General features: G+C 71.9%; 16 protein-coding genes. 7 read left to right on the top strand and 9 right to left on the bottom strand.

The genetic code is table 11. The features are described from left to right. Positions 1–232: 232 nt before the first annotated feature. Positions 233–9,502 (top strand): hypothetical protein, encoded by a 9,270-nt coding sequence (locus tag ACIRQ9_RS33410; protein ID WP_404182077.1) that lies wholly within the window; start codon positions 233–235, stop codon positions 9,500–9,502. A gap of 61 nt (positions 9,503–9,563) precedes the next feature. Here the strand turns inward: ACIRQ9_RS33410 and ACIRQ9_RS33405 are convergent, their stop codons facing one another. Then, positions 9,564–10,190, bottom strand: a complete 627-nt coding sequence (locus ACIRQ9_RS33405; RefSeq protein WP_404182073.1) for a TetR/AcrR family transcriptional regulator — start codon at positions 10,188–10,190, stop codon at positions 9,564–9,566. Positions 10,191–10,422: 232 nt separating this feature from the next. Here ACIRQ9_RS33405 and ACIRQ9_RS33400 point away from each other — a divergent pair, with 232 nt between their 5' ends. From ACIRQ9_RS33400 to ACIRQ9_RS33385, 4 genes are all read left to right on the top strand, one after another. Further along, positions 10,423–11,400, top strand: a complete 978-nt coding sequence (locus ACIRQ9_RS33400) for a tetratricopeptide repeat protein (RefSeq protein ID WP_404182071.1) — start codon at positions 10,423–10,425, stop codon at positions 11,398–11,400. 646 nt (positions 11,401–12,046) lie between these two features. Further along, positions 12,047–12,694 (top strand): DUF6230 family protein, encoded by a 648-nt coding sequence (locus ACIRQ9_RS33395; protein ID WP_404182068.1) that lies wholly within the window; start codon positions 12,047–12,049, stop codon positions 12,692–12,694. A 140-nt stretch (positions 12,695–12,834) separates the two neighbouring features. After that, positions 12,835–13,428: a DUF6114 domain-containing protein gene (locus ACIRQ9_RS33390; RefSeq protein WP_404182065.1), complete on the top strand. Its 594-nt coding sequence runs from the start codon at positions 12,835–12,837 to the stop codon at positions 13,426–13,428. Beyond that, complete coding sequence (locus ACIRQ9_RS33385; protein WP_404182062.1) at positions 13,418–14,821, top strand: hypothetical protein; 1,404 nt, start codon at positions 13,418–13,420, stop codon at positions 14,819–14,821. The genes ACIRQ9_RS33390 and ACIRQ9_RS33385 overlap by 11 nt, the downstream gene beginning before the upstream one ends. Before the next feature lie 164 nt (positions 14,822–14,985). Here ACIRQ9_RS33385 and pyk read toward each other — a convergent pair whose 3' ends face one another. From pyk to pta, 3 genes are all read right to left on the bottom strand, one after another. Next, complete coding sequence (gene pyk, locus ACIRQ9_RS33380) at positions 14,986–16,416, bottom strand: pyruvate kinase (protein ID WP_404182059.1); 1,431 nt, start codon at positions 16,414–16,416, stop codon at positions 14,986–14,988. A gap of 73 nt (positions 16,417–16,489) precedes the next feature. Next, entirely contained in the window at positions 16,490–17,707 is a 1,218-nt protein-coding gene (locus ACIRQ9_RS33375) for an acetate kinase (RefSeq protein ID WP_404182056.1), read from the bottom strand. Continuing rightward, a complete protein-coding gene (pta, locus tag ACIRQ9_RS33370) occupies positions 17,704–19,803 on the bottom strand; it encodes a phosphate acetyltransferase (RefSeq protein ID WP_404182053.1) in 2,100 nt (699 codons plus the stop codon). Before pta ends, ACIRQ9_RS33375 begins: the two co-directional genes overlap by 4 nt. Before the next feature lie 197 nt (positions 19,804–20,000). On the opposite strand from pta, the gene ACIRQ9_RS33365 reads away from it, so the two are divergent. Then, positions 20,001–21,026 carry an ATP-dependent 6-phosphofructokinase gene (locus ACIRQ9_RS33365; protein WP_404182050.1) on the top strand — a complete coding sequence of 342 codons (1,026 nt, stop codon included), beginning with the start codon at positions 20,001–20,003 and terminating at the stop codon, positions 21,024–21,026. Positions 21,027–21,090: 64 nt separating this feature from the next. Here the strand turns inward: ACIRQ9_RS33365 and ACIRQ9_RS33360 are convergent, their stop codons facing one another. The 5 genes from ACIRQ9_RS33360 to ACIRQ9_RS33340 form a co-directional block, all read right to left on the bottom strand. Further along, positions 21,091–21,804, bottom strand: coding sequence for a helix-turn-helix domain-containing protein (locus ACIRQ9_RS33360; RefSeq protein ID WP_404182047.1), 714 nt, complete (start codon positions 21,802–21,804; stop codon positions 21,091–21,093). Between the two features lie 100 nt (positions 21,805–21,904). Further along, on the bottom strand, positions 21,905–22,735 hold the full coding sequence (locus ACIRQ9_RS33355; RefSeq protein WP_404182044.1) for a carbohydrate ABC transporter permease: 831 nt from the start codon (positions 22,733–22,735) through the stop codon (positions 21,905–21,907). A gap of 9 nt (positions 22,736–22,744) precedes the next feature. Next, entirely contained in the window at positions 22,745–23,605 is an 861-nt protein-coding gene (locus tag ACIRQ9_RS33350; protein WP_404182216.1) for a carbohydrate ABC transporter permease, read from the bottom strand. 8 nt (positions 23,606–23,613) lie between these two features. Beyond that, positions 23,614–24,987, bottom strand: coding sequence for an extracellular solute-binding protein (locus ACIRQ9_RS33345; RefSeq protein WP_404182041.1), 1,374 nt, complete (start codon positions 24,985–24,987; stop codon positions 23,614–23,616). Between the two features lie 80 nt (positions 24,988–25,067). Then, positions 25,068–25,313 (bottom strand): hypothetical protein, encoded by a 246-nt coding sequence (locus ACIRQ9_RS33340; protein WP_404182038.1) that lies wholly within the window; start codon positions 25,311–25,313, stop codon positions 25,068–25,070. A gap of 86 nt (positions 25,314–25,399) precedes the next feature. On the opposite strand from ACIRQ9_RS33340, the gene ACIRQ9_RS33335 reads away from it, so the two are divergent. Continuing rightward, positions 25,400–25,960, top strand: coding sequence for a hypothetical protein (locus ACIRQ9_RS33335; protein WP_404182035.1), 561 nt, complete (start codon positions 25,400–25,402; stop codon positions 25,958–25,960). The last annotated feature ends 39 nt before the right edge of the window (positions 25,961–25,999 follow it).

The following is a 25,999-nucleotide window of genomic DNA, read 5'->3' as shown; positions in this document are numbered from 1 at the left end:
CTCGTGCGCCGGGGGCGGTGCGGGCGGTGCGGGCGGTGCGGGAATTCCCCTCTATTTCCCCGGGGATATGGCCCGGACGAATTCTCGGTTAACGGCCGACGAACCGGCCGTGAACGCATTCGCCGAGGTTTTCGGATTGCACTATGGGGCAATCCGCGAGGCGCGAATTACTTATCCGATTCCCGCGATTTTCGCTTAGCATTCTGGCTCGTGATGCCGAGCCGCTTGCCCTGTGAAGGTTCCTGTGGACGGTGACCTGGAGATGCCGGACGCGGTCGCTTCGGTGGCCGCGCTGATCGTCGGGCAGAACTGGCCGAAGGGCAGTGAGACGGGCCTGCGGCAGCTGGGCGAGGCGTGGGAGGAGGGCGCGCGGCAGCTGCACGGTCTGGGCGGCGAGCTGGGTGCGTCGGGCGGCGTGCTGCTGGACAGCGTGGGCGGCCGTATCGCGGACGAGTTCCGCGACTTCGTGACGGAGATGGAGAGGATGGTCCCGGGACTCGCCGAGTCCGCGGGCCGGATGAGCGATCTCTCGGGGCGCACGGCACTTCAGGTCGAATACGCGAAAGCCATGATCATCACGCAGTCGATCCTGGTTTTCCTCCAGATCCTGCATTTCCTGTTGTTCGCGCTGCCGGAAGCGGTTCCGACGGTGGTGGCGGGCGGCCGGGCGATCGTCACGATGCTGCTGAAGAACCTGCTGGTGTCGATCGGGTCGGGTGTGGCGCTGAACCTCGTCAGCGATGTACTGGTGCAGGTCGGCCAGTTCCTCGCGGGGCACCGGCACGAGTGGGACAAGGACGCCACGGTGTCCGCGGTCGAGTCGGGTGCGATCGGCGGCGCCGTGGGCGGCCTGGTCTTCGGGGCGGGGCGGGCGTGGAGGCCGAGATTCGCCGAGTCGCTCGGCGGCAGGCTGCTGCTCGGCGGGGTGACCGGCGGCCTGACCGAGGGCGTCACCTTCGCCATCTGGGGCGACGACACGTCGGCCTTCGGATCGGCGGTCACCTCGGGGTTCATCGGCGCGCTGGAGGGCGGCCACAAGTTCCGGTTCGCCGGGGCTTCCGGCGCCGAGATCCATGTCAACACGCACGTCCCGCACCTGCCGGGCTTCCCTGACGTGGGCAGCGGGCTCACCACGGGGGCGAGTACGGATGCGGGCGCGGGGGAGAAGGCGGTCGATTCCGTCGGCTCAGCCGAGACCGCCGAGGCGGCCGGGTCCGCCGGGTCCGAGGGGTCCGCCCACCCAGGCGTGGGGTCCGCCGAGGCCGCTGGATCCGGGCCGCACGGGACGAACGCCCTGGGGCTGACGCTGGGCGAGCCGGCGACCGCACCGACCGGTGCGGGCAGCCGGCCCGGCGCCGGCACCCTTCGTACGGGACACCTCACGAGCACCGGCGCGTTGGGCACCCGCACCTCGCCCGGCACCGGGACGGCCGTCGCCGACCTGGGGCTCCAGGACGTCGTGCGCCGCACCGTCGTCTCCGCGCAGTCCGCGCCGGTGTCCGCCGTCCCGGCCACGGTGCACGGGACCCTCGGCGGGGCGGCGTTCACGCAGGAGGGCGGCCTGTCCGGCGTCACCACCCTTCTGCGCTCCCCCGCCGCGGGCGCTCCGGCCGGCCTCACCGGGAGCCTCGCGCAGGCCGGGGACCGTGTCCCCGCACCCGCACCGGCTCCCCTCGGTCACACCGGCGCCACCGCCACGTCAGGCGGCGGCCGGGGCAGGGACGTCACCGCGGGCGGCCGGGGTCTGTCCACGGAGACCGTCCCGCCGCGGGCACCAGGCAGCGGCACGAGGACCCCGGCCGTCACGGAGACGCACGGTGCCGCCGGGACGGACGGCGCCGCGCAGCCGCGAGCCGGGGCAGAGGGACGCGGGACCGCGGAGTCCCGAGCCGTCGTGAACCCGCAGGCCACCGGACCGCGAGCCGTCGTGAACCCGCAGGCCACCGGACCGCGAGCCGTCGTGAACCCGCAGGCCACCGGACCGCGAGCCGTCGTGAAGCCCCCCGTCGACGCCGATGCTCAGGCCGCTGCCAACCTCGTCGTGTCCCCTCCTGGGTCGGCCGCCCCTGCCTCGTCGACCGCGCGCCCGCACCCCCGGCCCGACTCCACCGCGGGGCGGGTCCACCCGCCGGTGGACCCGCCCCCGCCCCCGTCGACAGCGCAGCGGTTCCCGGCCACGCCCGGGAAGGCCGAGCCCCGGCATCCGTCCGCCCTCGCCCTCGACCTGCTGCACCCGGGCCCCGGCCGCGACGGGAGCGCGCGTATCGACGCGCTCGCCGCCGACGTGGCCCACGACGTGGCGGAACGGGACAGGACGGGACGGCCGCTGCCCGAGGTGACGTACACCGTCCACCGTGCCGCCGCCGTGGCCGGCGAGCCGCATTTCGGCAGGTCGCTGCGGAGCAGCACGGTGTGGGCCGACCGGATTCGCGCCGCCTTCGAGCGAAGCCTCGACGCCCGGCAGCCCGGTCTGGCCGCACGGCTGAAGGCCGGCGTCGAGCTGGACGCGCCCGGCGAGGGACGTACGGGACGCGCCGTCATCACCGTGGGCGAGGCCCGGCTTCCCGACGACTTCCTCGTGTCGGTGAAGACGCGCCTGCGCGGGGACGGCGGCGGTGCGGCGTCGACGGAAGGCGTGCTGAGAGCCGTACAGGAGTTGGAGCGCACGCACGGCGCGGCCTTCACCCGCATGGACGTGAAGGCGCGGGCCGAGGCCACCGCTCTGCATCTGAGGGGTGTCCGGTTCGGTGGTCTGCGGGGCGGGACGCGGCCGGAGGCCGGCCCCTCGTCCCCCAGGCGCGGCATCCCGCGCAGCACCGGGCACGAAGGTCCCCCGGACGGACCGGTCGCGGGACCCTCCGCGCCGCGTGGCCCCCGCCCCGACGCGGCCGAGCCCCGCATGGTGCCGGTCGGGGAAGACCTGAACCGGCGGCGGCCGCCGTGGATCGACCGCGAACTGCCCCCGCCGGCGCGGAACGCCCGGCAGGTGCTGTTCAGCGACGGTTCCCGGCTGCCCTCCTACCTGACGGGTTCCGAGGGCGAGGGCCGGATCGCGCTCGGCGCGGGCCGCCACGAGATCCGCGGCGCGGACCTGGTCGTACGGGAAGCCGCCGACTGGCTGGAGGGGCATCGCCGCATCCGGCCCGCGTCCGGCGGACGACGGCGGTCCGACCTGCGGGAACCGCTGATACGGGCACTGGAGGGCGATCCGAGCGGATTCATCGGCGGGGCCAGGACGTTCGACTACAACACCGAGGACGGACTGCACCTGCGGATGCAGCTGACCGCGCGACCGCACGGTGTCCCCGAACGTTTCACCTTCGGCCTCGGCAACCCGGCCAAGATCGACGTGGCGCGCCGGGTCACCCAGGGCGGCGGCCGTGCCTGGACCAACTCGTCCTCGTGGGGCGTGGGAGCCTCGGTGGGCGTGGGGCCGGCGGGCGGGGTCGCCGCGGGCTGGTTCACCGGCTTCGCCAGGGCCGTCTTCGGCAGGTCGTCGCGGCTCACCCTGCAGAACCAGACGGTGAACCAGACCGAGACCCGCAGTACCGACGCCTCCCACGTCCATCTCGACGCCCTCGCCTACGAGTTCAGGATCACCGACCGGGCCGGACGGCCGGTCGGGACGGACGGCCGCCTGCTCCCCGCGGACGAGTCGGGGCAGCCCGCGGAGCTGCGGTTCTCGGTGCGCGACGGACTCTCCATGCGGCTCGCCGACTTCCTGACGACCATGGTGCCGGAGAGCGGTTCGGCCTTCCCGGCGGAGATCCCGATGCGCGACGGGCGCAGGCTCCACGAGGTGAGCGTCGAGGACGTCGTCGCCGACCCCACCCTCGGCGAACGGGTGCTGCGGATGCTGGGAACGGCGCCGGGGGCGAAGGGGGCCGAGGGGATCACCGACCTGCTCTCGGCCGACGGTCTCCGGCAGAGCGCGCGCTCGCTGTTCATGGGACCGGTCCTGAGCCCCGTCCTGTACGGAGGTGCCGACGGCCACCGGCCGCTGGGCGTCGTCCGCCTGGAACTCCGGCCGGAGCGGCTGGAGAAGGTCGGCCCGATGACGACGGCGGCGGAGATCCGCGACATCGCGCAGGCGGCCGTACGCGGTGAGCGGGCGGCGGGGGTCTCGCGCTCGGGAGAGGCCGGCGGCGCCCTCGGGCCCAGCTTCAACGCGTCGCTCCCGGGCGGTCCTTCCCTGCGCGTCCAGGTGGGCGGCACCGCGCGCGTCGGCGCCTTCGACTCCCGTACCACGGCCCTCGGGAGCGCGGCCGGGATCAAGGTCGGAGCACAGGCCAAGGGGGTACCGACGGCGCTGTACCGGCTGCACGGGAACCTGGTCGTCCACGGTCCGGCCCTGGTGACGGGCAGGACGTCGGGCGACCCCGCGCGCAACGCCGCCGGGCACCAGACCCTGCGGAAGGGCGAACGGCGTGCGGCGACGAGCGCGAACGGCGCCGTGTCGGTCCTGGTGAGGCTGCCCGTCGGCGAGGCCGAGCGGCTCGTCGGACGGGGGGAGGTGGCCGCCCCCAGGGAGGGCGGGCCGGTGCCGAGGCTCATCACCGAGCACTCGCTCGGCGTGAGCCGGGTGCACGAAGTGCGCTTCCCGGACGGTGACGCACCGCAGGACCGAGGCGCCAGGACGGGGGCCTCGTCGTCCTTCACGGAACAGGTGCTCAGGGAACTCGACCACGCCTACCCGGACGTGGTCGCCTCGCTCGCCGAGCTGTACCCGGCCAACCCCCGGTGGACCGGCGGGACGGAGCACTTCCTGACGGTGCTGCACAACACCCGCGACGTCCTCGAACGGCTGTCGCCCCAGAGCATGAACGCCAACCTGGCCGTGATGCTGCACACCGGTCTGCGGATGAACCTGGACCAGTGGACGCCCCTGGGACGCCGGCACATCGAGGTGCGGGTCGACGCGGAGCTGACCACCAGGCGGTACCTCGGCCGGCGGACCGATCAGCGCAGCCGTTTCAGCGCCCCGGGCGCCGACACCGTCGCCGGGCAGCGGGGCGGCGGCCGCTCCTGGCAGGTGGGTATCGAAGGCACGGTGTCCCTGCGGGACGGGTCGTCCGGCACCGCGGGCCTGCCGGGGCACGCGGAGACGGCGGCCCTCGGCATCCGTATCGGCCGGCGTACGGAGGCGGAGAGCGGCTACGCGCTGTCCGGCGGTGACGAGACCACCTCGATCACCACCGGCGGCATGGACTGGTACCGCTACGGCGTCCGGTTCACCGTCAGCAGCGACGGCCACTGGCGGCCGCGCCGGTGGCTGCGGGGCCTGCCGTCGGCCCATCTCCTGGACACGCAGGCGTTCGTCTTCCAGGACCGGCACCGGACGCTGGTGGATCCCGGGGCCTCGGACGACGAACGGAGCGCGGGCGGCCACGCCGAGGCGGTGCTCAGCGTCCCCGTCGAATACACCGGGTCCCCGGACGAGGCCGTGCGGGAAGGAATGGTGGCCGCGCACGCCGGGGAGCCCCCCGTGCCGAGGCCGATGACGGTCGAGTACGCCCGTGCCATGGCGCTGGGGACGAGAGAGTGGCTGGCGAGGACGGCACGGAACATCAGCACCGTCACGCGGCGCTCCAGGTCGTTGGGGCAGTACCCGGTCAGCACGTTGCACATGGACGTCCGGGGGCTGCCCGCGGTGGCCGAGAGAGTCATGAACCGGGCGTCACGGGGTGCGTGGGGGCTGAACCTGGCGGGCACCGAGGGCCGTACGGCATGGCAGCTGGATCTGGGACTGGAGAACCTGGTCGCGGGATTCGGGGCCCTCGCCACACCGATGGGCGTGGATCGGTCGGTGACCACCGGGACGCCGTACCTGGCGGACCGGGAATCCCGTGTCCGCCACCGGATCACCTTGCTGGACCGGGCCCCCGGCGGGGAGTCGACGGTGGAGGTCCTCGGCGGCCCGACGGACATCGAGTCCGAGGGGGCCGCCGTCGCGGCCATGGGCGCCACGGGGCGCGACGGCAGGACCAGCACCCTGGACTTCGGCGGGCGCATCAACCAGTTGACGTCCGTCGACCACGCCGGGGTCGCCACCACTGTCGGCCTCTCCCTCGCGGGCCGCGTCAGCACGTCCCGTTCCGTCGTCACCCAGCGGACCGTCACCCAGGTGTCCAACCGCAAGTCCACGGGACGGCAGGTCCTCGGGAGCGCGCCGGCGGAGCACGAATGGACGGTGGCCTCCACCCGTGCGGGCACGGCCGCGCACGGCACCCCCCTGGTGCCCTCGTCGCTCGCCGACGCCTACGGCGAGAGGCACACGGCACGGTGGTTCGGCCTCGTCCCTGTCAAGGCGGCCTACGAAACAGGCGCGCTGCGCGACGAGTACGGCGGTGTCCCCTGGTACGAGGAGTCCGCCTGGTCGGAGTTCCCGTGGCTGCGACAGGTGCCGTTCGACGGCTGGCCGGTCGACTCGCTGAATCCCGCGGGCGCGCTGCTGCGGCTGGACGAACAGCTCGGCCGGCTGAACCTCAAGGGCGACAGCGCCGATCGGCTCCGCCACCTGGTGTCCGGCCGGGTGATCCGGGCCCTGGGCAACGAGTTGGCCGGCCCGGGAGTGGCGGTGCCGGTACAGATCGGCCGCTGGCTGATCGAGAACGAGGGAGAACTGATCGTCCAGGTGGTTCCCGCCGCCGAACCGGACCACAGGTTCCTGGGACTGGACCACAGCGCGGAGATGGAGCAGCAGACGCTGGCGACGGTCACCGACCAGCAGGTGCGCACCCGCACCTTTGGCAAGACCGTCGGAGTCACCGTGTCCGCGCGCGCCGACACCGGGTCCGGCGGAGTCGGATCGGCGGGGCCCGCCGTCTCGGAGTCGGCCTCCACCGCGTGGACGGCGGGTACCACGCGGACGGACACCACCAGTTCCGGGACGATCGTGACGTACACGGACCTGCACGCCGTGTCCGCCCAGCAGTACGAGCTCCGCATCACCCTGGTGATGGCCGGTGCCGAGGCCGGGGAGACGGCCCCGGCCCAGCGCGTCCACGCCTCCGCGCCCGCCGGTTCCCTGACGAGGCACGTGCCGATCAGCCTCATGCGGCCCACCCCCGCAGCCGGCGACCGGCCCGATCCGCTGGCACCCGCCGAACTCGACCGGCCGGGCCGCACCCGCCGGGTGCCGCTGCCGGCGGGGCTGGACGCCTGGCGCGCCGTCGACCACCCCGGCGCGGAAGGCGGCAGCCGTCCCTTCGAGATGCCGGCCGAGGGCTTCGTGGTCCGCGGCTTCCTCGGCCTGGAGGAACTGCGCCTGGCACACATCCTCGGCCTGGGCGCCGCGTACGACGCGTCCCTCGCGTTGCCGCTGAACGCCCACATCGACGACGGGGCCGTCCTGGCGAAGGCCCACGACACCCCGCTCACCAGGATCGGCACCGGCCCGCGCGAGAGCCTGGAGACCGCGACGTCGGGCATGGCCCTGACGGCGTTCTTCGGGCGGGCGCTCACCGCGGACGGCTACCAGGTGCCGGGCCTGGAGTGGCGCGGCCCCCTCGGTGGCGCCAGCGGCCGCCTCGACCTCTACTCCAGACCGGAGTTCGGCCGGGCCCGGCTGCTGACGGTCGCGGACGGCATGAAGTTCGAGACGCCCACGCAGAACGCCCACGGCAACGCGTCGACGTTCGCGCAGAGCGGCTCGTCCGGGCACACGCTGGACGCCGGACCGGCCGGCCCGACCCCGGCGGGCTCGGCGCAGGGCGCCGTCGGCGGAAGCCGGCGGACGGGCGGTTCGCAGACCCGGGGGACGGCGCTGGACGGCTTCGGCTCGGTGAACGTGAAGCCGGACAACAGGACGCGCGCCTACCTGTACGCGCTCCCGGTGCGGTGGCTCAGCGTCGCGCGGGTGCACCACGACCTGAAGGACGCGGCCCTGGCGGCGGCCGTCCGGGGCGTCTTCCACGCCGCGCGGCGGGAGGCCCAGGCGATGGAGACCGAGACCACGGCCCTGGTCTGGGTCCGCGAGGACGTCGCCCTCCGGCTCGGGCTGCTCGACGACACCAACCACCCGGCCCCGGCCCGCGAGGCGTGGGACGCCGTCCAGCAGGCGAGCGCCGCCCTCGTCGCCAACGACAAGGCCCTGTGGGACCTGCGCCTGGGCACCGGGGCCGAGCGGGAGGCCGCGTGGAACCAGGCCCGCCAGGTCGCCCGAGGACTGGCGGACCGGGACGTGGACGCGCTCCCGGCGGTCCGGGAAGCCCGGGACGCGCTGACGGCGCTGCTCAGGGAGCAGGCCGAGGACGACGCCGAGGCCGACCACGAGGAGTGGGCCAGGCTGCGCGACGCTCTGGTCGAGGACGCCCGGAGGCGACTGGCGGAGGCCCGTCGAGCGGCCGCCGACGAACTGACCGCCGCCAGAACCGCCGAGGGCCTGGCCCGCGCCGCGGTCGACGAGGTCGCCGCCGATCTGACGGCGCTGCACGACCACGGCAGGGCCCTGCACACCGAACTCGCCCGGCTGCGCCGCGGCGCCGACCGGCTCACCGCCTGGCACCAACTGGGCGCCGAGAGGCAGGAGGAGCTGCGGCGCGGGAACCTCGACGAGCCGGCGGCGACGACCTTCACCCCGCCCCACCCCCCGAACCTCCGCTCGACCGGTCCGCAAGCCCCGAGGGCCGCGAAGCCGAAGCCGGCGGTCCCGGTCGTCACGACGGACGGCACGGACGACATGGCGGTCCCGGTCCGTCCGGCCCACGCGACCCCGCCGTGGCGGACGCGGCCCGCCGCCGAAGGCGCCGAACCCGGCCCGGTCTTCGACACCGCGACCGACCACCGCACCCTGGCCATGACCGACCCGGAGGGCGGCACGGTGGTCTACGACCTGCACCGACCGCACGTGGACCGGGAGGGTCTCCCGGTCGTCCCCGGGCGGCACGAAGACCCCCTCCGGCCCGGCCGCGCGGCCGACGGCAACGGATTCTGGGCGGCGGTGGGCATGGCCGCCGGCGACACCGGCCGGCCACGGCGACTGGCGCAGGCGGCGACCGCCGAGGCGCTCGCCGGGCACGATGCGCACGTGGACCCGCACGCCGTCCATCACCTCGCCGAGGTGGAGGCGGTGGCGGCCGACACCCTCGCCCGGAGCCCGGAACTGCGCGACTCCATCCGCGACTCGGGCGGCCGGCTGCCCGCCGAACTCGTCCGCGGACTCACCGCCGGGCAGCGACGCGCACTCCTCAGGACGGCACTGGTGACCGCACGCCGCTGGGACGCCCGTACGGCGGACCTGGCCGCGGCCCTCGCGGCCCGTCACATCGGCCGCGATCTGATCGTCGTCGCCGAGGACGGCTCCCACCGGCGTCACCACGCGACGGGCCCGGACACCCCCGATGCCCGTCCCGCCCTCGTCGTACACCGGCGCGGCGACGCCTATCTGGCGGCGATCCCCCGCCGGACCGAGGCCGCCCCGGCCGGTCCCGCGGGTCCCACGGACGACGCGCGACGCCGCGCGATCAGGGAGGGGAAGCACCGCGCCCGCGACGCCCCGTGACGCGGGGGCCCCTCGTGCGGTCCCTCGTTCGGGTGGCGGCGCCCCCCCGGGCCGCCGCCCCCTAACCCTCTCCGGATTCCGAGGACAGCCCCTGGAGGAGGACCCGCGTGAAGTCGCGGACCCACTGCTCGTCCGCCTGCTTGCCGCTCACCAGGGTGCGGTGGACCACCGCACCCGCCACCATGTCGAAGATCAGCTCGACCGTGCGGGCGGACTCCTCGGGGTCCGGTTCCGGCGGGAGTTCGCCGCGGAACTGAGCCCGTTCCCGGCCCTCCAGGACCAGCCGCATCTGCCGCTGCACGATGGAGGTGCGGACCCGCTCGCGCAGCGCGTCGTCCAGGGTGGACTCGGCGACCACCGCCATCAGGCCGCTCTTGGCCTCGGGGCGGTCCAGGATCGCCGCGAACTGCAGGACCACGCCCTCGATGTCGTCGGCGAGGCTGCCGCAGTCGGGCAGCTCCAGTTCGTCGAAGAGTTCCGCCACGGCGTCCACGACGAGTTCGTTCTTGCCCGCCCAGCGGCGGTAGAGGGTCGTCTTCGCCACCCCCGCGCGCGTCGCCACGTCTCCCAAGGTGAGCTTGGACCAGCCCAGTTCCACCAGCGCCTGCCGGGTCGCCGCCAGGATCGCGGCGTCCGCCTCGGCACTGCGCGGGCGCCCGGTACGGCTGGCGGGGGTGCGGCTCTGCATCCCACGACCATAACCGGCGGTTCATGTGACGTCGTGAGGGAGATCACCGGGAAGGGGTGTCGCGGGGGCTCCCGGTGGCATTACGCTACGACTCGTAGCGAAAGCTCGTGGGTGACCGCACGGGCGACGACCACGGTACGGGGTGGGGACCCCGTGCTCCCGCCGGGCACAGGTTCGGCCCGGCTTTCACCACGCTTTTCACACACACGCGGGAACGGGGGAGGATAGACGCATGCAGCCACGGAACATGTCCATGAGCGGCGTCGTCGACCTCGCCGCGGTGAAGGCCGCCCAGGAGGCCAAGGCCAAGGCCGAGCAGACGCGCGCCGAAACGGCCCGCCAGGGCGGAGCCGGTGCCGTCGCCCCGGCCGATCTCGTCATCGACGTCGACGAAGCCGGATTTGAGCGCGATGTCCTGCAGCGGTCCGCCGAAGTCCCGGTCGTCCTCGACTTCTGGGCCGAGTGGTGTCAGCCCTGCAAGCAGCTGAGCCCGGTCCTGGAGCGGCTCGCCGTCGAGTACAACGGCCGCATCCTGCTGGCCAAGATCGACGTCGACGCCAACCAGATGCTGATGCAGCAGTTCGGGATCCAGGGGATCCCGGCGGTGTTCGCGGTGGTCGCCGGGCAGGCGCTGCCGCTCTTCCAGGGCGCCGCCGCCGAGGACCAGATCCGCGGCACTCTCGACCAGTTGATCCAGGTGGCCGAGGAGCGGTTCGGTCTGACCGGTCTGACCGTCGACCCCGACGCGCAGCCGGGGGCCGTCCCGGCGGCCGGCGCCGCGGCACCCGCCGGCCCCTACGACGCCCTCCTCGAAGCCGCCGTCCAGGCGCTGGACGCGGGTGACCTGGCCGGCGCGGTCCAGGCGTACAAGAACGTGCTCGGCGACGACCCGGGCAACAGCGAGGCCAAGCTGGGGCTCGCGCAGGCCGAGTTGCTCCAGCGGGTCCAGGGGATGGACCCGCAGGCGGTGCGGACGGCGGCCGCCGACAAGCCGGCCGACGCCGAGGCGCAGATCGCGGGCGCCGACCTGGATCTGGTGGGCGGCCACGTCGAGGACGCCTTCGGGCGGCTGATCGAGGCCGTGCGGCGGACGGCGGGGGAGGACCGGGACGCCGTACGGCGGCGGCTCCTGGAGCTCTTCGAGGTCGTCGGCACGGACGACCCGCGGGTGGTGAACGCGCGCAGGGCCCTGGCACGGGCGCTGTTCTGAGGCGCGGTCTGAACACGGTTCTGACCAGTCGCTAAACGTCACGTCCTGTGATGCCGGCGTGAAAGATTCGCCGGGAAGAGGTCACAGCGGCCGCTCTTTACCAAATCTTGGTAATCGCGGCCGCTGTTACTCGTAGTAAATCAGGGGCCTTGATCTGTCTGGTTCTGTCCAGGGATCAACTGTTTTGCTCTGCCCCTCGATGCGACCCTGCGTCGCTCTCCGAGACCACCGGGTCGTTCATCGGTTATCCGGCCGTTACTACCCAGTAACGAAGCCCCTTGTGCGGGCGGCGAGAATGCACCACGATCGGCGACGCTCGGTCCATTGCCGTACCCCGACAGCCGGTCGGGTCCGCGGGCTCATCTGGGTCCCCACCGAGCAGAGTCGGCGGCAGTGACGCCGGCTCTTGGGCAGGGGGGTCTTCGCCGCGAGGCGGAGCCTGTCCAGCAGGGTTGTGCGTGATGCGTGTCAGGCGCGACCAGTGGTTGTCGCTCGGGGGTGATCGCCGGTGATCGAGGTGCGGTTCGTGCCTCCGAGTGCGGGCGCTCCCCTTCCGAGGACGTAGCACTTCTCCCATCCCTGCCCGGCCGAGCCGCCGTTGGGGGCGATTCCGGGCCAGGAGATGTACGTCCGAGAAGGAGGAAATATGGAGTCCCAGGTGCGTGGCGGGACCAGATGGAAGCGCTTCGCTGTGGTCATGGTGCCCAGCGTCGCCGCTACGGCCGCGATAGGTGTCGCCCTCGCGCAGGGCGCTCTCGCCGCGTCGTTCAGCGTGTCGGGCCAGCAGTTCAAGGTCACGGCCGACCAGCTCGAAGGTGATGGCTTCGTCCAGTACGGAGCCGTCGACTCGGGTGTCACCCTCGCCGGTGACAAGACGATCCACCCGGTTGCGGTCTCCGCGTTCAACAGCGCGACGATCAACAACCTGTGCCAGTCCGTGGTCACGCCGAACGTCCCGATCTTCGGAAACGTCAGCCTGATCCTGCACGCGGGCACCGACGCCAAGAAGCCGGTCGAGGCCAGCAAGCTGTACATCGACCTCGACGACCTGAGCGCCGACGCGACGTTCACCAACATCAACATCGGTGTCGCGGCCGGCAGCTCGACCAAGGGTCCCGGCATCAAGTCGGACGAGGCCAAGGCCGGCCAGACGAACCCGAACGGGTTCGCGCAGGAGGCCGACCACGCCTCCCTGACCAAGGTTCAGCAGACGGCGTGGGCCACCACCGCCGGAACCTTCAAGCTGAGCGGTCTGCACATGTCGATCTCGACGAAGGGAGCGGAGTGCTACTAAGCACTCCGTGACGGGCGGGGGCGCCGACGGCACCCCCGCCTGACCCTTCTTCCCGCGGTCTTCACATGCGGTGCACACGACGGCACCGCCCAACCACAGCAACACCACCACAGCAACGCCGCACCAGGGAGCTGTTTTCCATGAGCGCCGAGACTCCTGCCGCACCCGGCCAGTTCGACCGCCGGAGGCTGCAGTTCCGCTCCTGGCGGGGCACGCGGCCGTTCTGGGCCGGTCTGTACATCCTGATCGCCGGTTTCCCGATCATGTACTTCCCGTACGCGCACCTCCAGCTCGGTCATCTCACCATCGCGATGGCGACCACCGCGGGAGCCGGGTCCCTGATCATCGGTGTGCTGCTCGTCGTCCTCGGCATCAGTGTCTGGTTCCAGAAACACATCCGCACGTTCGCGGGTGTCGCCGCGATCCTGCTGGCGCTGGTGTCCCTGCCCGTGTCCAACTTCGGTGGCTTCATCGTGGGCTTCCTGTTCGCCCTGATCGGCGGGGCGATGGCCGTGGCCTGGTCGCCGGGCGCCCCGCCGCAGCCCGAGGCCGCCTGGGCGCCGGGCACGCCGCAGCCGGAGGGCGACGTCCCGCCGACCGGGGACCACACCCCCGGTGCGGACACCCCCGGTGCGGACACCCACCCGCGGGACTCGGACGGCATGGGCAAGGCGAATGACCTGTCAGGAACGAGCCCGCTGGACGGGGCGAACGGGAGGCACAGTGCCGGCTGACGAGGTGACCCACGGGATCGACGTGGACGCGTCCCGTGGGAGAACCGGGCCGCGCCACGCGGCACCCAAGAAGCCGCTGTTCACCAGGTTCCACATGCCGGCCGGCAAGGCGATCGCCTCCGTGGCGATGCCGACGGCCGTGATCATGGGCATGGGGTTCACGTCCACGCTCGCGATCGCCGACACGAACAACACGTCGACCGCGTCGAACAGCCAGCAGGCCGACGACTACAAGGACTGCGTCTCCGCCCTGGACTCCGCCTCGCCCTCCGCGAGCGCGAGCGACGACGCCAAGGAGTCGGCCACGCCGTCCCCCTCGGCGTCCTCCGGCTCCAAGGACTCGTCGTCGGACAAGGGTGAGGGCAAGAACGAGGACAAGGGCAAGGACTCGGGTACGTCCTCGTCGTCGGATTCAGGTTCCGACGACGCGAAGACCCCGACCCCGACCCCGTCCAAGTCCTCCTCGTCCTCGGGCGACTCGGGCTCGTCCGGCTCCGACGCCACGGCCACCCCCTCGCCGTCCGCCTCCGCGAACGGCGCCGGCGGCGGCCTGCTGGGCTCCATCGGCGATGCCATCAGCGGCATCCTCGGCGGCGGTGCGGCCGGCTCGTCCTCGTCGGACTCGGCCGCGAGCCCGACGCCGTCGGCCTCGGCGTCCTCGTCCTCCACGGACAAGTCGCCGTCCGCGGACAAGTCCTCGTCCACGGACAAGTCGGGCACGGCCAAGGACGACAGCGCCTCCGGCACGGTCAAGGACACGGTCACCAAGGCCGCCAAGACGGTCACGGACACCGTGAAGGACACCACCGGCACGGCGACCAAGGCGGCCGGCGAGGTCACCAAGGGCGCCGAGGACGCCACCGCGGGCGCCACACCGAGCCCGTCCGACAGCGCCGGCGCGGTGCCCGACGACTGCAAGGTCGCCACCGACGACGTCAGCGGTGTCGACAACAAGGTCGCGGTGGCGGACGACCCCTGGTACCTGAGCGCCAGTTCGCTGCTGCTCAAGAGCGCCGACTACCAGGGTGTCGTGGAGGTGAAGACGGCCAGCGGGAAGACGAAGAAGGTGCTGAAGTACGTCATCTCCGGCGGCACCGACATCGGCGACCTGCACCAGACGGTCAAGGACAAGACGATCGGCAAGACCTACCACGTGCAGGCCAGGTCCGGCTCGACGTCCACCATCCGTGACGGCGACACCACGATGTACACGGAGTCGATCTCCGGCAACCTCTTCGGTCTGATCCCGATCACGTTCAGCCCGGACAGCCCGCCGCCGCTCAACATCCCGCTGATCTACTTCACCAACGTGAAGGTCGTCCAGGCGGCCCAGTTCGGCGGCACCCTGCACGTCCCCGGCATGCACGTCTACACCACCGACGGCACCGGCTGAGCGCCGTCCGCAGACCCGTTCGGGAGCCGCGCGCAGAGCCGTGGCCCGGTCGTCCGCCTCAGGCGGGAGACCGGGCCACGGTGCGTGGACCACGCGTACGACACCGAGGGCGCCCCCGTCGCGGGGAGCGCCCTCGGTGTCGTACGGGAACCGGTACCGGCGCCTCAGTTGCCCGCGGAGCCGCCGACGTGGTGGACCCGGAGCATGTTGGTGGTGCCGGGGACGCCGGGGGGCGAACCGGCCGTGATGATGACGGTGTCGCCCGCGTCGAAGCGGTTGATCTTGGCGAGCTCCTGGTCGACCATGTCGACCATCTCGTCGGTGGTGTTCACGAACGGCACCACGTGCGACTCCACGCCCCAGCTGAGCGTCAGCTGGTTGCGGGTGTTCTCGTCGGTGGTGAAGGCGATGATCGGCTGCTGGGCCCGGTAGCGGGACAGGCGCCGGGCGGTGTCGCCGGACTGGGTGAAGGCGACCAGGCCGCGACCGCCGAGGAAGTCGGCGATCTCGCAGGCCGCGCGGGCCACCGAACCACCCTGCGTACGCGGCTTCTTGCCGGGCACGAGCGGCTGCAGGCCCTTGCTCAGCAGTTCCTGCTCCGCCGCGACGACGATCTTCGACATCGTCTTGACCGTCTCGACCGGGTAGGCGCCGACCGAGGACTCCGCCGACAGCATGACCGCGTCCGCGCCGTCCAGGATCGCGTTGGCCACGTCGGAGGCCTCGGCGCGGGTCGGCCGGGAGTTGGTGATCATCGACTCCATCATCTGGGTCGCCACGATCACCGGCTTGGCGTTGCGCCGGCACAGCTCGATCAGGCGCTTCTGCACCATGGGGACCTTCTCGAGCGGGTACTCGACGGCGAGGTCGCCGCGGGCCACCATGACGGCGTCGAACGCCATCACGACGCCCTCCATGTTCTCCACCGCCTGCGGCTTCTCCACCTTGGCGACGACGGGGACCCGGCGGCCCTCCTCGTCCATCACCTTGTGGACGTCGTCGACGTCCTTGGCGTCCCGCACGAAGGACAGCGCGACCATGTCGCAGCCCATGCGCAGCGCGAACCGGAGGTCCTCGACGTCCTTCTCGGACAGCGCGGGCACGTTGACGGCCGCGCCGGGCAGGTTGATGCCCTTGTGGTCGGAGACGACACCGCCCTCGATGACGATGGTCTTCACCCGCGCGCCCTCGACGTCCAGGACCTTCAGCTCGACGTTGCCGTCGTTGATGAGGATCTGGTCGCCGCGCGAGACGTCGCCCGGCAGGCCCTTGTAGGTCGTGCCGCAGATGGTCTTGTCGCCGGGGACGTCCTCGGTGGTGATGACGAACTCGTCACCGCGCTCCAGCTCCACCGGGCCCTCGGCGAAGGTCTCCAGACGGATCTTCGGGCCCTGCAGGTCGGCGAGGACACCGATGGCCCGGCCGGTCTCCTTGGCGGCGGCCCGGACGCGGTCGTAGCGTCCCTGGTGCTCGGCGTGCGAGCCGTGGCTGAAATTGAAGCGGGCCACGTTCATGCCGGCTTCGATCATGGCGACGAGCTTCTCGTGGGTGTCGACCGCGGGGCCGAGGGTGCAGACGATTTTCGAACGGCGCATGGGGCGATCCTATCGTTTTGTTTCGCTGCGGAATATTCCGTCTGGCGGAAGATACAAATGGGCGCCGATATGCTCAGCTGTCATTCGTGCCGGCGCCGACCAGTGCGTAGGTCTGGGTGGCGATCTCCAGTTCCTCGTCCGTCGGCACCACGGCGACGGCGACCCGCGCGTCCGCCGGCGACACCAGCCGCGGCCCGTCCGCCCGTACGGCGTTCAGCTCCGGGTCCACGGCCAGTCCCAGCCCCTCCAGGCCGGCGACGGCGGCCGCCCGCACCGGCGCCGCGTTCTCGCCGACCCCGGCCGTGAACGCCACCGCGTCCACCCGGCCGAGCACCGCGTAGTAGGCGCCGATGTACTTCTTCAGGCGGTGAATGTAGATGTCGAAGGCGAGTTCGGCCTCTTCGTCGCCCTCGTCGATCCGGCGCCGGATCTCCCGCATGTCGTTGTCACCGCACAGTCCGAACAGACCGCTCCTCTTGTTGAGAAGAGTGTCGATCTCATCCATGGACATTCCGCCAACACGCGCCAAATGGAAAATGACGGCGGGATCCAGATCACCGGAACGCGTGCCCATCACCAGCCCCTCCAGAGGCGTCAGCCCCATGGAGGTGTCCACGCACCGGCCGCCCGCGACCGCCGAGGCGGACGCCCCGTTGCCGAGGTGCAGCACGATGACGTTCACCTCCTCCGGCGACCTGCCCAGCAGCCGCGCGGTCGCGCGGGAGACGTAGGCGTGCGAGGTGCCGTGGAAACCGTAGCGGCGGATGCGGTGCCGGTCGGCGATCCTCGGGTCGATCGCGTACCGGGCCGCCGACTCCGGCATGGTGGTGTGGAACGCCGTGTCGAAGACGGCGACCTGCGGCAGGTCGGGACGGAGCGCCCGCGCGGTACGGATGCCGGTCAGGTTGGCCGGGTTGTGCAGCGGCGCGACCGGGATGAGCCGCTCGATCTCGGCGAGCACCTCGTCGTCGACGACGGTCGGCTCGGTGAAGAACATCCCGCCGTGCACCACCCGGTGCCCGATGGCGGTCAGTTCCGGCGAGTCCAGCCCGAGCCCGTCCCTGGACAGCTCCTGCGACACGGCCTTCAACGCCGCGTCGTGGTCGGCGATCGGGCCGCTGTGCTCACGGGTGTCGCCGGTGGCCAGGCAGGCGTGCCGGATCCGGGAGGTCTGCTCGCCGATCCGCTCGACCAGGCCGGCCGCGAGGCGGCTGCTGTCCCGCATGTCCAGCAGCTGGTACTTCAGCGAGGAGGAACCGGAGTTGAGGACGAGGACACGGGTGGGACTCACTGGGCGGGGGCCTTCGCGTTGGAGGAATCGAGGTTCTGGGCCTGGATCGCCGTGATGGCGACGGTCGTGACGATGTCCTGGACGAGGGCGCCCCGGGACAGGTCGTTGACGGGCTTGCGCAGCCCCTGCAGCACCGGACCGACGGCGACCGCGCCGGCCGACCGCTGCACGGCCTTGTAGGTGTTGTTGCCGGTGTTGAGGTCCGGGAAGATCAGCACGCTGGCCTGTCCGGCCACCTCGGAGCCGGGCAGCTTGGTCGCCGCGACGCTCGGCTCCACGGCCGCGTCGTACTGGATCGGCCCCTCGATCTTCAGGTCGGGCCGCCGCGAGCGCGCCAGCCCGGTGGCCTCCCGCACCTTGTCCACGTCCGCTCCCGAACCCGACGTCCCCGTGGAGTACGACAGCATCGCGATCCGCGGCTCCACGCCGAACTGGGCGGCGGTGGCGGCCGACTGGATGGCGATGTCGGCGAGCTGCTCGGCGTCCGGGTCCGGGTTGACCGCGCAGTCGCCGTAGCAGAGCACCTTGTCCGCCAGGCACATGAAGAACACCGACGAGACGATCGACGAGCCCGGCTTTGTCTTGATGATCTCGAAGGCGGGCCGGATGGTGGCCGCCGTGGAGTGCACGGACCCCGAGACCATGCCGTCCGCCAGGCCCTCCTGGACCATCAGCGTGCCGAAGTAGTTGACGTCGGTGACCACGTCGTAGGCCAGCTCCACCGTCACGCCCCGGTGCGCCCGCAACTGCGCGTACCGCTCGGCGAAGGTGTCGCGCAGCTCGGAGACGGCCGGGTCGATCAGCTGGGCGTCGGCGAGGTCGATCCCGAGGTCGGCGGCCTTCTTGCGGATCTGGTCCACCGGACCGAGCAGCGTCAGGTCGCACACGCCCCGGCGCAGCAGCACCTCGGCCGCGTGCAGGACCCGCGTCTCGGTGCCCTCCGGCAGCACCACCCGCCGCCGGTCGGAGCGGGCCTGCTCCAGCAGCTGGTGCTCGAACATCATCGGGGTGAGGCGACCGCTGCTCGGCGCGGAGACCCGCTTGCTGAGGCCGGCGGTGTCGACGTACCGCTCGAACAGGCCGAGCGCGGTCTCCGCCTTGCGCGGGGTGGCCGCGTTCAGCTTGCCCTCCAGGGAGAACAGCCGGGCGGCGGTCGGGAAGCTGTTGCCGGGCACCGACAGGACCGGGGTGCCCGGGGCGAGCCGGGCGGCGAGGGTGAGGATCTCCTCGCTGGGCCGCTCGTTCAGGGTGAGCAGCACGCCGGCGATCGGCGGGGTGCCGGCGCTGTGCGCGGCGAGGGAGCCGACGACCAGGTCGGCGCGGTCGCCGGGGGTCACCACCAGGCAGCCCGGGGTCAGGGCGGGCAGGAAGCTGGGCAGCATCGCGCCGCCGAACACGAAGTCCAGCGTGTCCCGGGCCAGCCCCGAGTCGTCGCCGAGCAGCACCTCCGCGTCGAGCGCGTGGGCGATCTGGGAGACGGTCGGCGCGGACAGCGCGGGCTCGTCCGGCAGCACGTACACCGGGACCGGAAGCCGCCCGTCGATCCGCCCCGCGATCTCGTCCCGCTCCTCGCGGGCGACCCGGTTGGCGACCATCGCCAGCACGTCGCAGCCGAGGCCGTCGTACGCCCGGAACGCGTTCCGGGTCTCCGCGAGCACCGATTCGGCGCTCTGCTCGCGGCCGCCGACCACCGGGATCACCGAGGCGCCGAACTCGTTGGCGAGCCGGGCGTTGAGGGACAGCTCGTCCGGGAACTGGGTGTCGGCGTAGTCGGTGCCGAGGACGAGGACGACGTCGTAGTCACGGGCGACCAGGTGGAAGCGGTCGACGAGGGTGGAGACCAGTTCGTCGGCGCCGCGCTCGGCCTGCAGGGCGGAGGCCGCGTGGTAGTCCATGCCGTAGACGGTCGCCGGGTCCTGGGAGAGGCGGTACCGCGCACGCAGCAGCTCGAACAGGCGGTCGGGGCCGTCGTGGACGAGCGGGCGGAAGACGCCCACCCGGTCGACCTGGCGGGTCAGGAGCTCCATCATGCCCAGCTCCACGACCTGGCGGCCGTCGCCGCGGTCGATCCCGGTCACGTACACGCTGCGCGTCACGTGTGCACTCCGTCTCTGTGTGAGTCTCTGCGTGATTCCTGTGCGGCCGCATAAAAATCGCCCACCGGGGTGAGCGGACGCTCTTGACAATACCCCCGACGCCGGATAAGGCGCCCGTCAGGATTTCACCGCCCCGTACGGCATGAAACAATCGGATCGGCTCACCGGTAACGACAGCGAGCAGGAGACACACCACCATGCGCATCGGAGTTCTCACCGCAGGCGGCGACTGCCCCGGCCTGAACGCCGTCATCCGATCGGTGGTACATCGCGCGGTCGCGCAGTACGACGACGAGGTCATCGGTTTCGAAGACGGCTTCCGGGGGCTGCTCGAGGGCCACTACCGCACCCTCGACCTGGACGCGGTCGGCGGCATCCTGTCCCTCGGCGGCACCATCCTGGGCTCCTCGCGGCTGGAGCGGGACCGTCTGCGCGAGGCGTGCGACCGGGCCACCGACATGGTCGAGGAGTTCGGCATCGACGCGCTGATCCCGATCGGCGGCGAGGGCACGCTGACGGCGGCGCGGATGCTGTCGGACGCCGGCCTGCCGGTCGTCGGCGTCCCGAAGACCATCGACAACGACATCTCCTCGACCGACCGCACGTTCGGCTTCGACACGGCGGTGGGCGTCGCCACCGAGGCCATGGACCGGCTGAAGACCACCGCCGAGTCCCACCAGCGCGTGATGGTCGTCGAGGTGATGGGCCGGCACGCCGGCTGGATCGCCCTGGAGTCCGGCATGGCCGCCGGCGCCCACGGCATCTGCCTCCCCGAGCGGCCCTTCGACCCCGCCGACCTGGCCAAGATGGTCGAGGAGCGGTTCGCCCGCGGCAAGAAGTTCGCCGTGGTCTGCGTGGCCGAGGGCGCGCACCCCGCCGAGGGCTCCATGGACTACGGCAAGGGCGAGATCGACCAGTACGGCCACGAGCGGTTCCAGGGCATCGGCACGGCGCTCGCGTACGAGCTGGAGCGGCGGCTCGGCAAGGAGGCCAAGCCGGTCATCCTCGGCCACGTGCAGCGCGGCGGCACCCCGACCGCCTACGACCGCGTCCTCGCGACCCGGTTCGGGTGGCACGCGGTGGAGGCGGCGCACCAGGGCGAGTTCGGGAGGATGACGGCGCTGCGCGGTACGGACATCGTGATGGTGCCGCTCGCGGAGGCGGTCACCGAGCTGAAGCGGGTGCCGAAGGACCGGATGGACGAGGCCGAGTCGGTCTTCTGACCGGCAGGGTCGTGGCCGGACCGCGGGCCGGCGGAGGGCTGGTCGCGCGGTTTTCCGCGGCTCCCTAGGGATGTCTGTCCTCGACGGTGTTCCAGAAGTGGGCGACGATCCCCGCGAGAAACTCGTCGCCCCTGTCGTCCGCCGACGCGCTCGCCGGGATGTTCCCCCAGGCCAGGGTCGCCGTCATCCGGCCCTGGTAGTCCTCGTGCAGCGCCCGCAGGGCGTTCTCGGTCGCCCGGCGGTCCAGCGGGACCAGTCTGCCGACCGGCCGGACGTACGCCTGCCAGCGGGTGGTGACGGCACTGCGCAGCAGGTCGGCCAGCCTCTCCTCCTTGCCGGTGACGGTGACGTAGTCCGGCAGGGAGAGCCGGAGCAGGTCGGCGAGGACGGCGGACTGGCGGTCCGTGCCCGGCCAGCGCCCGTCCTCCTCCACGGCCAGATAGGCGTGGAGTTCCAGGCCCACGGCCAGCGCCACGTCCTCGGGAGCCAGCCCGCGCGCGATCCGGTGGTCGCGCAACGTCCGCGGCCGCCCGATCAGTTCGCCGGGCGTGCACCACAGCACGCCCGAGAGCGCGGTGAGTTCGGGACTGCTGGGGATCAGCGCTCCGCGCTCCCAGGCGACCACGAGATCGGGCGTGGCGTACGGCATGCCGTACGAGACCCGCAGATGGTGGGCCACGTGCTCGGGGCCCATGCCGAGACCGGCACGGAGCCTGCGGGCGGCGGGGGCGTTGAAGGGAGGACCTGGCTGGTTCGGCAGAGCTGGGGGTCGGCGCACAGCGCACAAGGTAGGGGCGCGGGCGGGCGGTGACCACGGTCCGTTCGGCCAGGAACACGGATGGTGCGAACGTACGGACGCGGTGCGGGGCCCGGTCCGTTCATCCCTTGACCGCGCCGCCCAGGGCGAACCCTCCGCCCAGCCTCCGCGCGACCAGGACGTAGAGCAGGATCACCGGCGTCGAGTAGATGACGGAGAAGGCGGCGAGCTGGCCGTAGGCGACCATGCCGCGGTTGCCGAAGAAGTCGTTGATGCTGACCGAGGCGGGCATCTGGTCCGGGGAGAGCAGCAGCATGAAGGGGACGAAGAAGTTGCCCCACATCATCACGAAGGCGAACACGGTGACGACGGCCAGCCCCGGCCCCATCAGCGGCAGCACGATCCGCACCAGCGACTGGGCGGGGCCCGCGCCGTCCGTCCAGGCGGCCTCCTCCAGCTCCTTCGGCACGCCGTCCATGAAGTTCTTCATCAGCCAGATGGCGAAGGGGAGCTGGGAGGCGGCGAAGAACAGGATGGTGCCCTGCACGGTGTCGATGAGGTTGACCCGGACGAACAGCGCGTACACCGGCACCATGATCGCGGTGATCGGCAGGCTGGTCGCGAAGAGGATGGACAGCAGGAACGGCCGGTTGAACCGGGAGCGAAAGCGGGAGAGCGGGTAGGCGGCGAGGGCGGCGCAGACCACGGTGAGCGCGGTGGCTCCGCCGCACAGGATCAGGCTGTTCAGGAGCGGGGTGTAGGTGATGTCCGGGGTGAGGATCGCGTCGAAGTTGGCGAAGGTGAACCCGTCCGGGATCCGCACCCGCAGATCGGCGTGCGGGTCGACGGCGGAGAGCAGCACCCAGGCGAGCGGCAGCACGAAGGCGGCGGCCACGACGAGCAGTCCGAGGTCGGCGGCGAGACGGCGCGAGCGCCGGCGGTTGCGGGGCATCTGTTCCGTTCACACCTCCGTGCGCAGCAGCCGCATGTAGACGACGGAGAAGAGCGAGCCGACCAGGAGCAGCAGCAGGGCGACGGCCGTCCCGTACCCGATCATGCTGTTCTGGAAGGCCTGTTCGTACATGAACAACGGGAGCGTCTGGCTCCTGTCGCCGGGGCCGCCGCGGGTCATCACCCAGATCAGCCCGAAGACGGAGAGTGTCTGCAGGGTGTTGAGCATCAGGTTCGTCCCGATGGAGCGGCGGATCATCGGCAGCGTGATGTGCCACATCCGCCGCCAGCCGCCGGCGCCGTCGACCTCCGCCGACTCCTCGATCTCGTTCGGTATCTCGTCGAGCGCGGCGGAGTAGACGAGCATCGAGAAGGCGGTGCCCCGCCACACGTTGGCGAACGACACGGCCAGGATGGGCAGGGTGAACAGCCAGTTCTGGGACGGCAGATGGAGCAGGTCCAGGATGGCGTTGAGCGTTCCCTCGCGCCGGAAGAAGGCGTAGAGCAGGAACCCGGCGACGACCTCCGGCAGCACCCACGCCGTGATCACGATCCCGCCGGTGAGCGTCCGCACCGGCTTCGACGCCCGCCGCATCAGCGCGGCGAGCGCGAGCCCCAGCGTGTTCTGCCCGACCAGCGAGGACACCACGGTGAAGACCAGGGTCAGCCAGACGGCGTTCAGGAAGGCGTCGTCGCGGAAGGCCCTGCGGAAGTTGGCGAGGCCGACGAAGGAGGAGTGCGCCTGGCCGGTGAGCTGGAGGTCGGTGAAGGCGATCCAGGCGCAGTAGACGATCGGCCCGCCGAGGAAGAGCACCAGCAGGACCAGGGCCGGGGTGAGGGGGAGGGCGCGCAGCAGCCGCCGGGTGAGCACGGGCTGGCTCACGGGGAGACCACTTGGCCGTCGGTCACGTCCTTGACGGTCGCGTCGTACTGGCTCGCCGCCTTGTCCACGGACGCGTCACCGGTCGTCACGCTCTCCATGGCCTCCTGGACGGCGGTGGAGACCTTCGGGTAGGCCGGATAGGCGGGCCGGTAGTGCGTGCTGGCGACCAGGTCCGTGAAGAACTTGATGCCGGGCTGGGCGGACGTGTACGACGGATCGCCCGCGACGTCCTTGCGCACCGCGATCCCGGAGTTGGCGATGTACCACTTCTGGGCGTTCGCCTTGGTCTGCATGGTCTTGACGAAGTCGAAGGCGAGGTCGGGGTTGCCGGCCTTGGCCGGGATCGCCCACGTCCAGCCGCCGGACATGCTCACCTTGCCGGGGGCCTGGCCGTGCTGGGTGGGCATGTAGGCGAGTCCCAGCTGCTTGGACCAGTCGGGCCACTCGTGTCCGCTGCCCTGGAGCCAGTCCTGCGGCAGCCACGACCCGTCCAGGTCGATGCCGAGCTTGCCCTGGGGCAGGAGGTCACCGCGCACGGCGGTGCTGAAGTTGGGGTCGAGGGCGTCGGAGACGTCCGGCCCGAGCTTCTCCTTGTACACGGTCTCGACGAACGACAGCGCGTCCTTGAACCCCTGGCTCCCCGTGATCCACTTCTTGCTGCCCTTGTCGTACAGCGGGTCGCTGGTCCCGTCGTTGGTCCCGTACAGCAGCATCTCCAGGCCCTGCATGGTGGCGGCCTCGCCGGCGGGCTTGCCGGTGTAGACGTTGAGCGGGGTCACGCCGGGGACCTTCTTCCTGATGGTCCGGGCGGCCGCGAGGACGTCGTCCCAGTTCTTCGGCTGCCAGTCCAGGGGCAGCCCGGCCTTCGTGAACACGCGCTTGTCGAACCAGAGTCCGCGGGTGTCGGTGCCGTCGGGGACGCCGTACGTCTTCCCGTCCTCGCCGCGGGCCGCCGACTTCGCCGTGTCGATGAACTGCCCCCAGTCCTGCCACTTGTCGAGGTAGGAGTCCAGCGGCTTCAAGTACCCGCTCGTGATGTCCGAGTTGATGAGGAAGGTGTCCTCGTAGACCAGGTCGGGAGCGGTCCGCGGCGACCGGAGCATCTGCTGGAGCTTCGTGTAGTACTCGGAGTCGGGCGCCTTGATCGGGACCAGCTCGACCTTCTTGCCCGGGTACTCCTTCTCGAACTGCTTCTTGATGTCCGCGAGATAGGTGTCCATCACCTTCACGGAGTTGTCCGTGGACTGCTTGAAGGAGATCTTCACGGTGTCGGGACCGCTCCCGGACCCGCTGCCGCACGCCGTGAGGGAAGCGGCGGCGGTGACGAGGGAGAGGGCAAGGATGCTGACGGCGGTGGGGCGCACGGGCACGACCTCCTGGGCGGCCACTCCGCTGTGGCCTGGGGGTTCGTCTCTTGCGCAGTGAAGGTAAGTGGAGTGGTCTAGTCAGGTCAATGAGCGTGCGGGGGTTTGTCGGTCCGCTTGCCGGTCACGGGACCGCGGAAGACGCCGCCCCTGAAGTCGACGTGGTCGACCCCGTAGGTCCCCGAGCCGTCCCGGTGCCCCCGGGGGGCGTCCGCCGCGCCGGAGCCTGCCGTCTCGATGGCGCGGGCGTCGTCGCAGTGGTGGCGGACGCGGTCGGCGGACGCCGGCCTGTCGTCGGCCGGGACGACGGCGACGGGCCGGCGCGCGGGCATCCGTCGACGGTGGCGGCAGGTCGCCCGCGGGGACGGGGGTATGGTCGTCCGGCGTCGGACGGGCCGTCGGAGCGGGGGAGAGCCGGATGCCGGAACAAGAGGTCACCGTCGGGCAGTTGCTGCTCGCCGAGTACCAGACGGTCAAGGACGAGCAGAAGGCGCGGATCGGGTTCCGGGACAACCTGCTGTACGTGACGCTCGGCGTGGTGGCCGCCGTCATCGCCGCCGCCGCGCAGGCCGGGCAGCCGTCGATGCTGCTGGCGCTGCCGCCGGTGTGCGTGGTGCTGGGATGGACCTACCTGGTCAACGACGAGAAGATCTCGGCGATCGGGCACTACGTGCGCGAGGACCTGGGGCCGCGGCTCGGCCGGCTGGCCGCCGCCGAGGGCGAGTTCGCCGGCTTCGGCTGGGAGGCCTACCACCGCACGGACGTCCGGCGGCGGACCCGCAAGGCGATCCAGGCAGCGATCGACCTGACCGCCTTCTGCGCGGTGCCGCTGGCGGCGCTGGTGGTGTTCTGGGCCGGCCGGTCCGGCGGGGGACTGCTGGTCGGGCTGTCGGTGGCCGAGGCGCTCGCCGTGGTGGGACTCGGCGTGCAGGTGCTGCTGTACACGAGGCCGGCGGGACGGGCACGGGCCGCCGCCTGACGCCCCGGCGCCGGTGCCCGCGCGGCACGGGCGCCGCGG

Source organism: Streptomyces sp. NPDC101237 (assembly GCF_044767465.1).
GTDB classification, from domain to species: Bacteria; Actinomycetota; Actinomycetes; order Streptomycetales; family Streptomycetaceae; genus Streptomyces; species Streptomyces gramineus.
The sequence above is the reverse complement of the archived record's forward strand: the minus strand, read 5'-3'. Positions and strand labels throughout refer to the sequence as shown.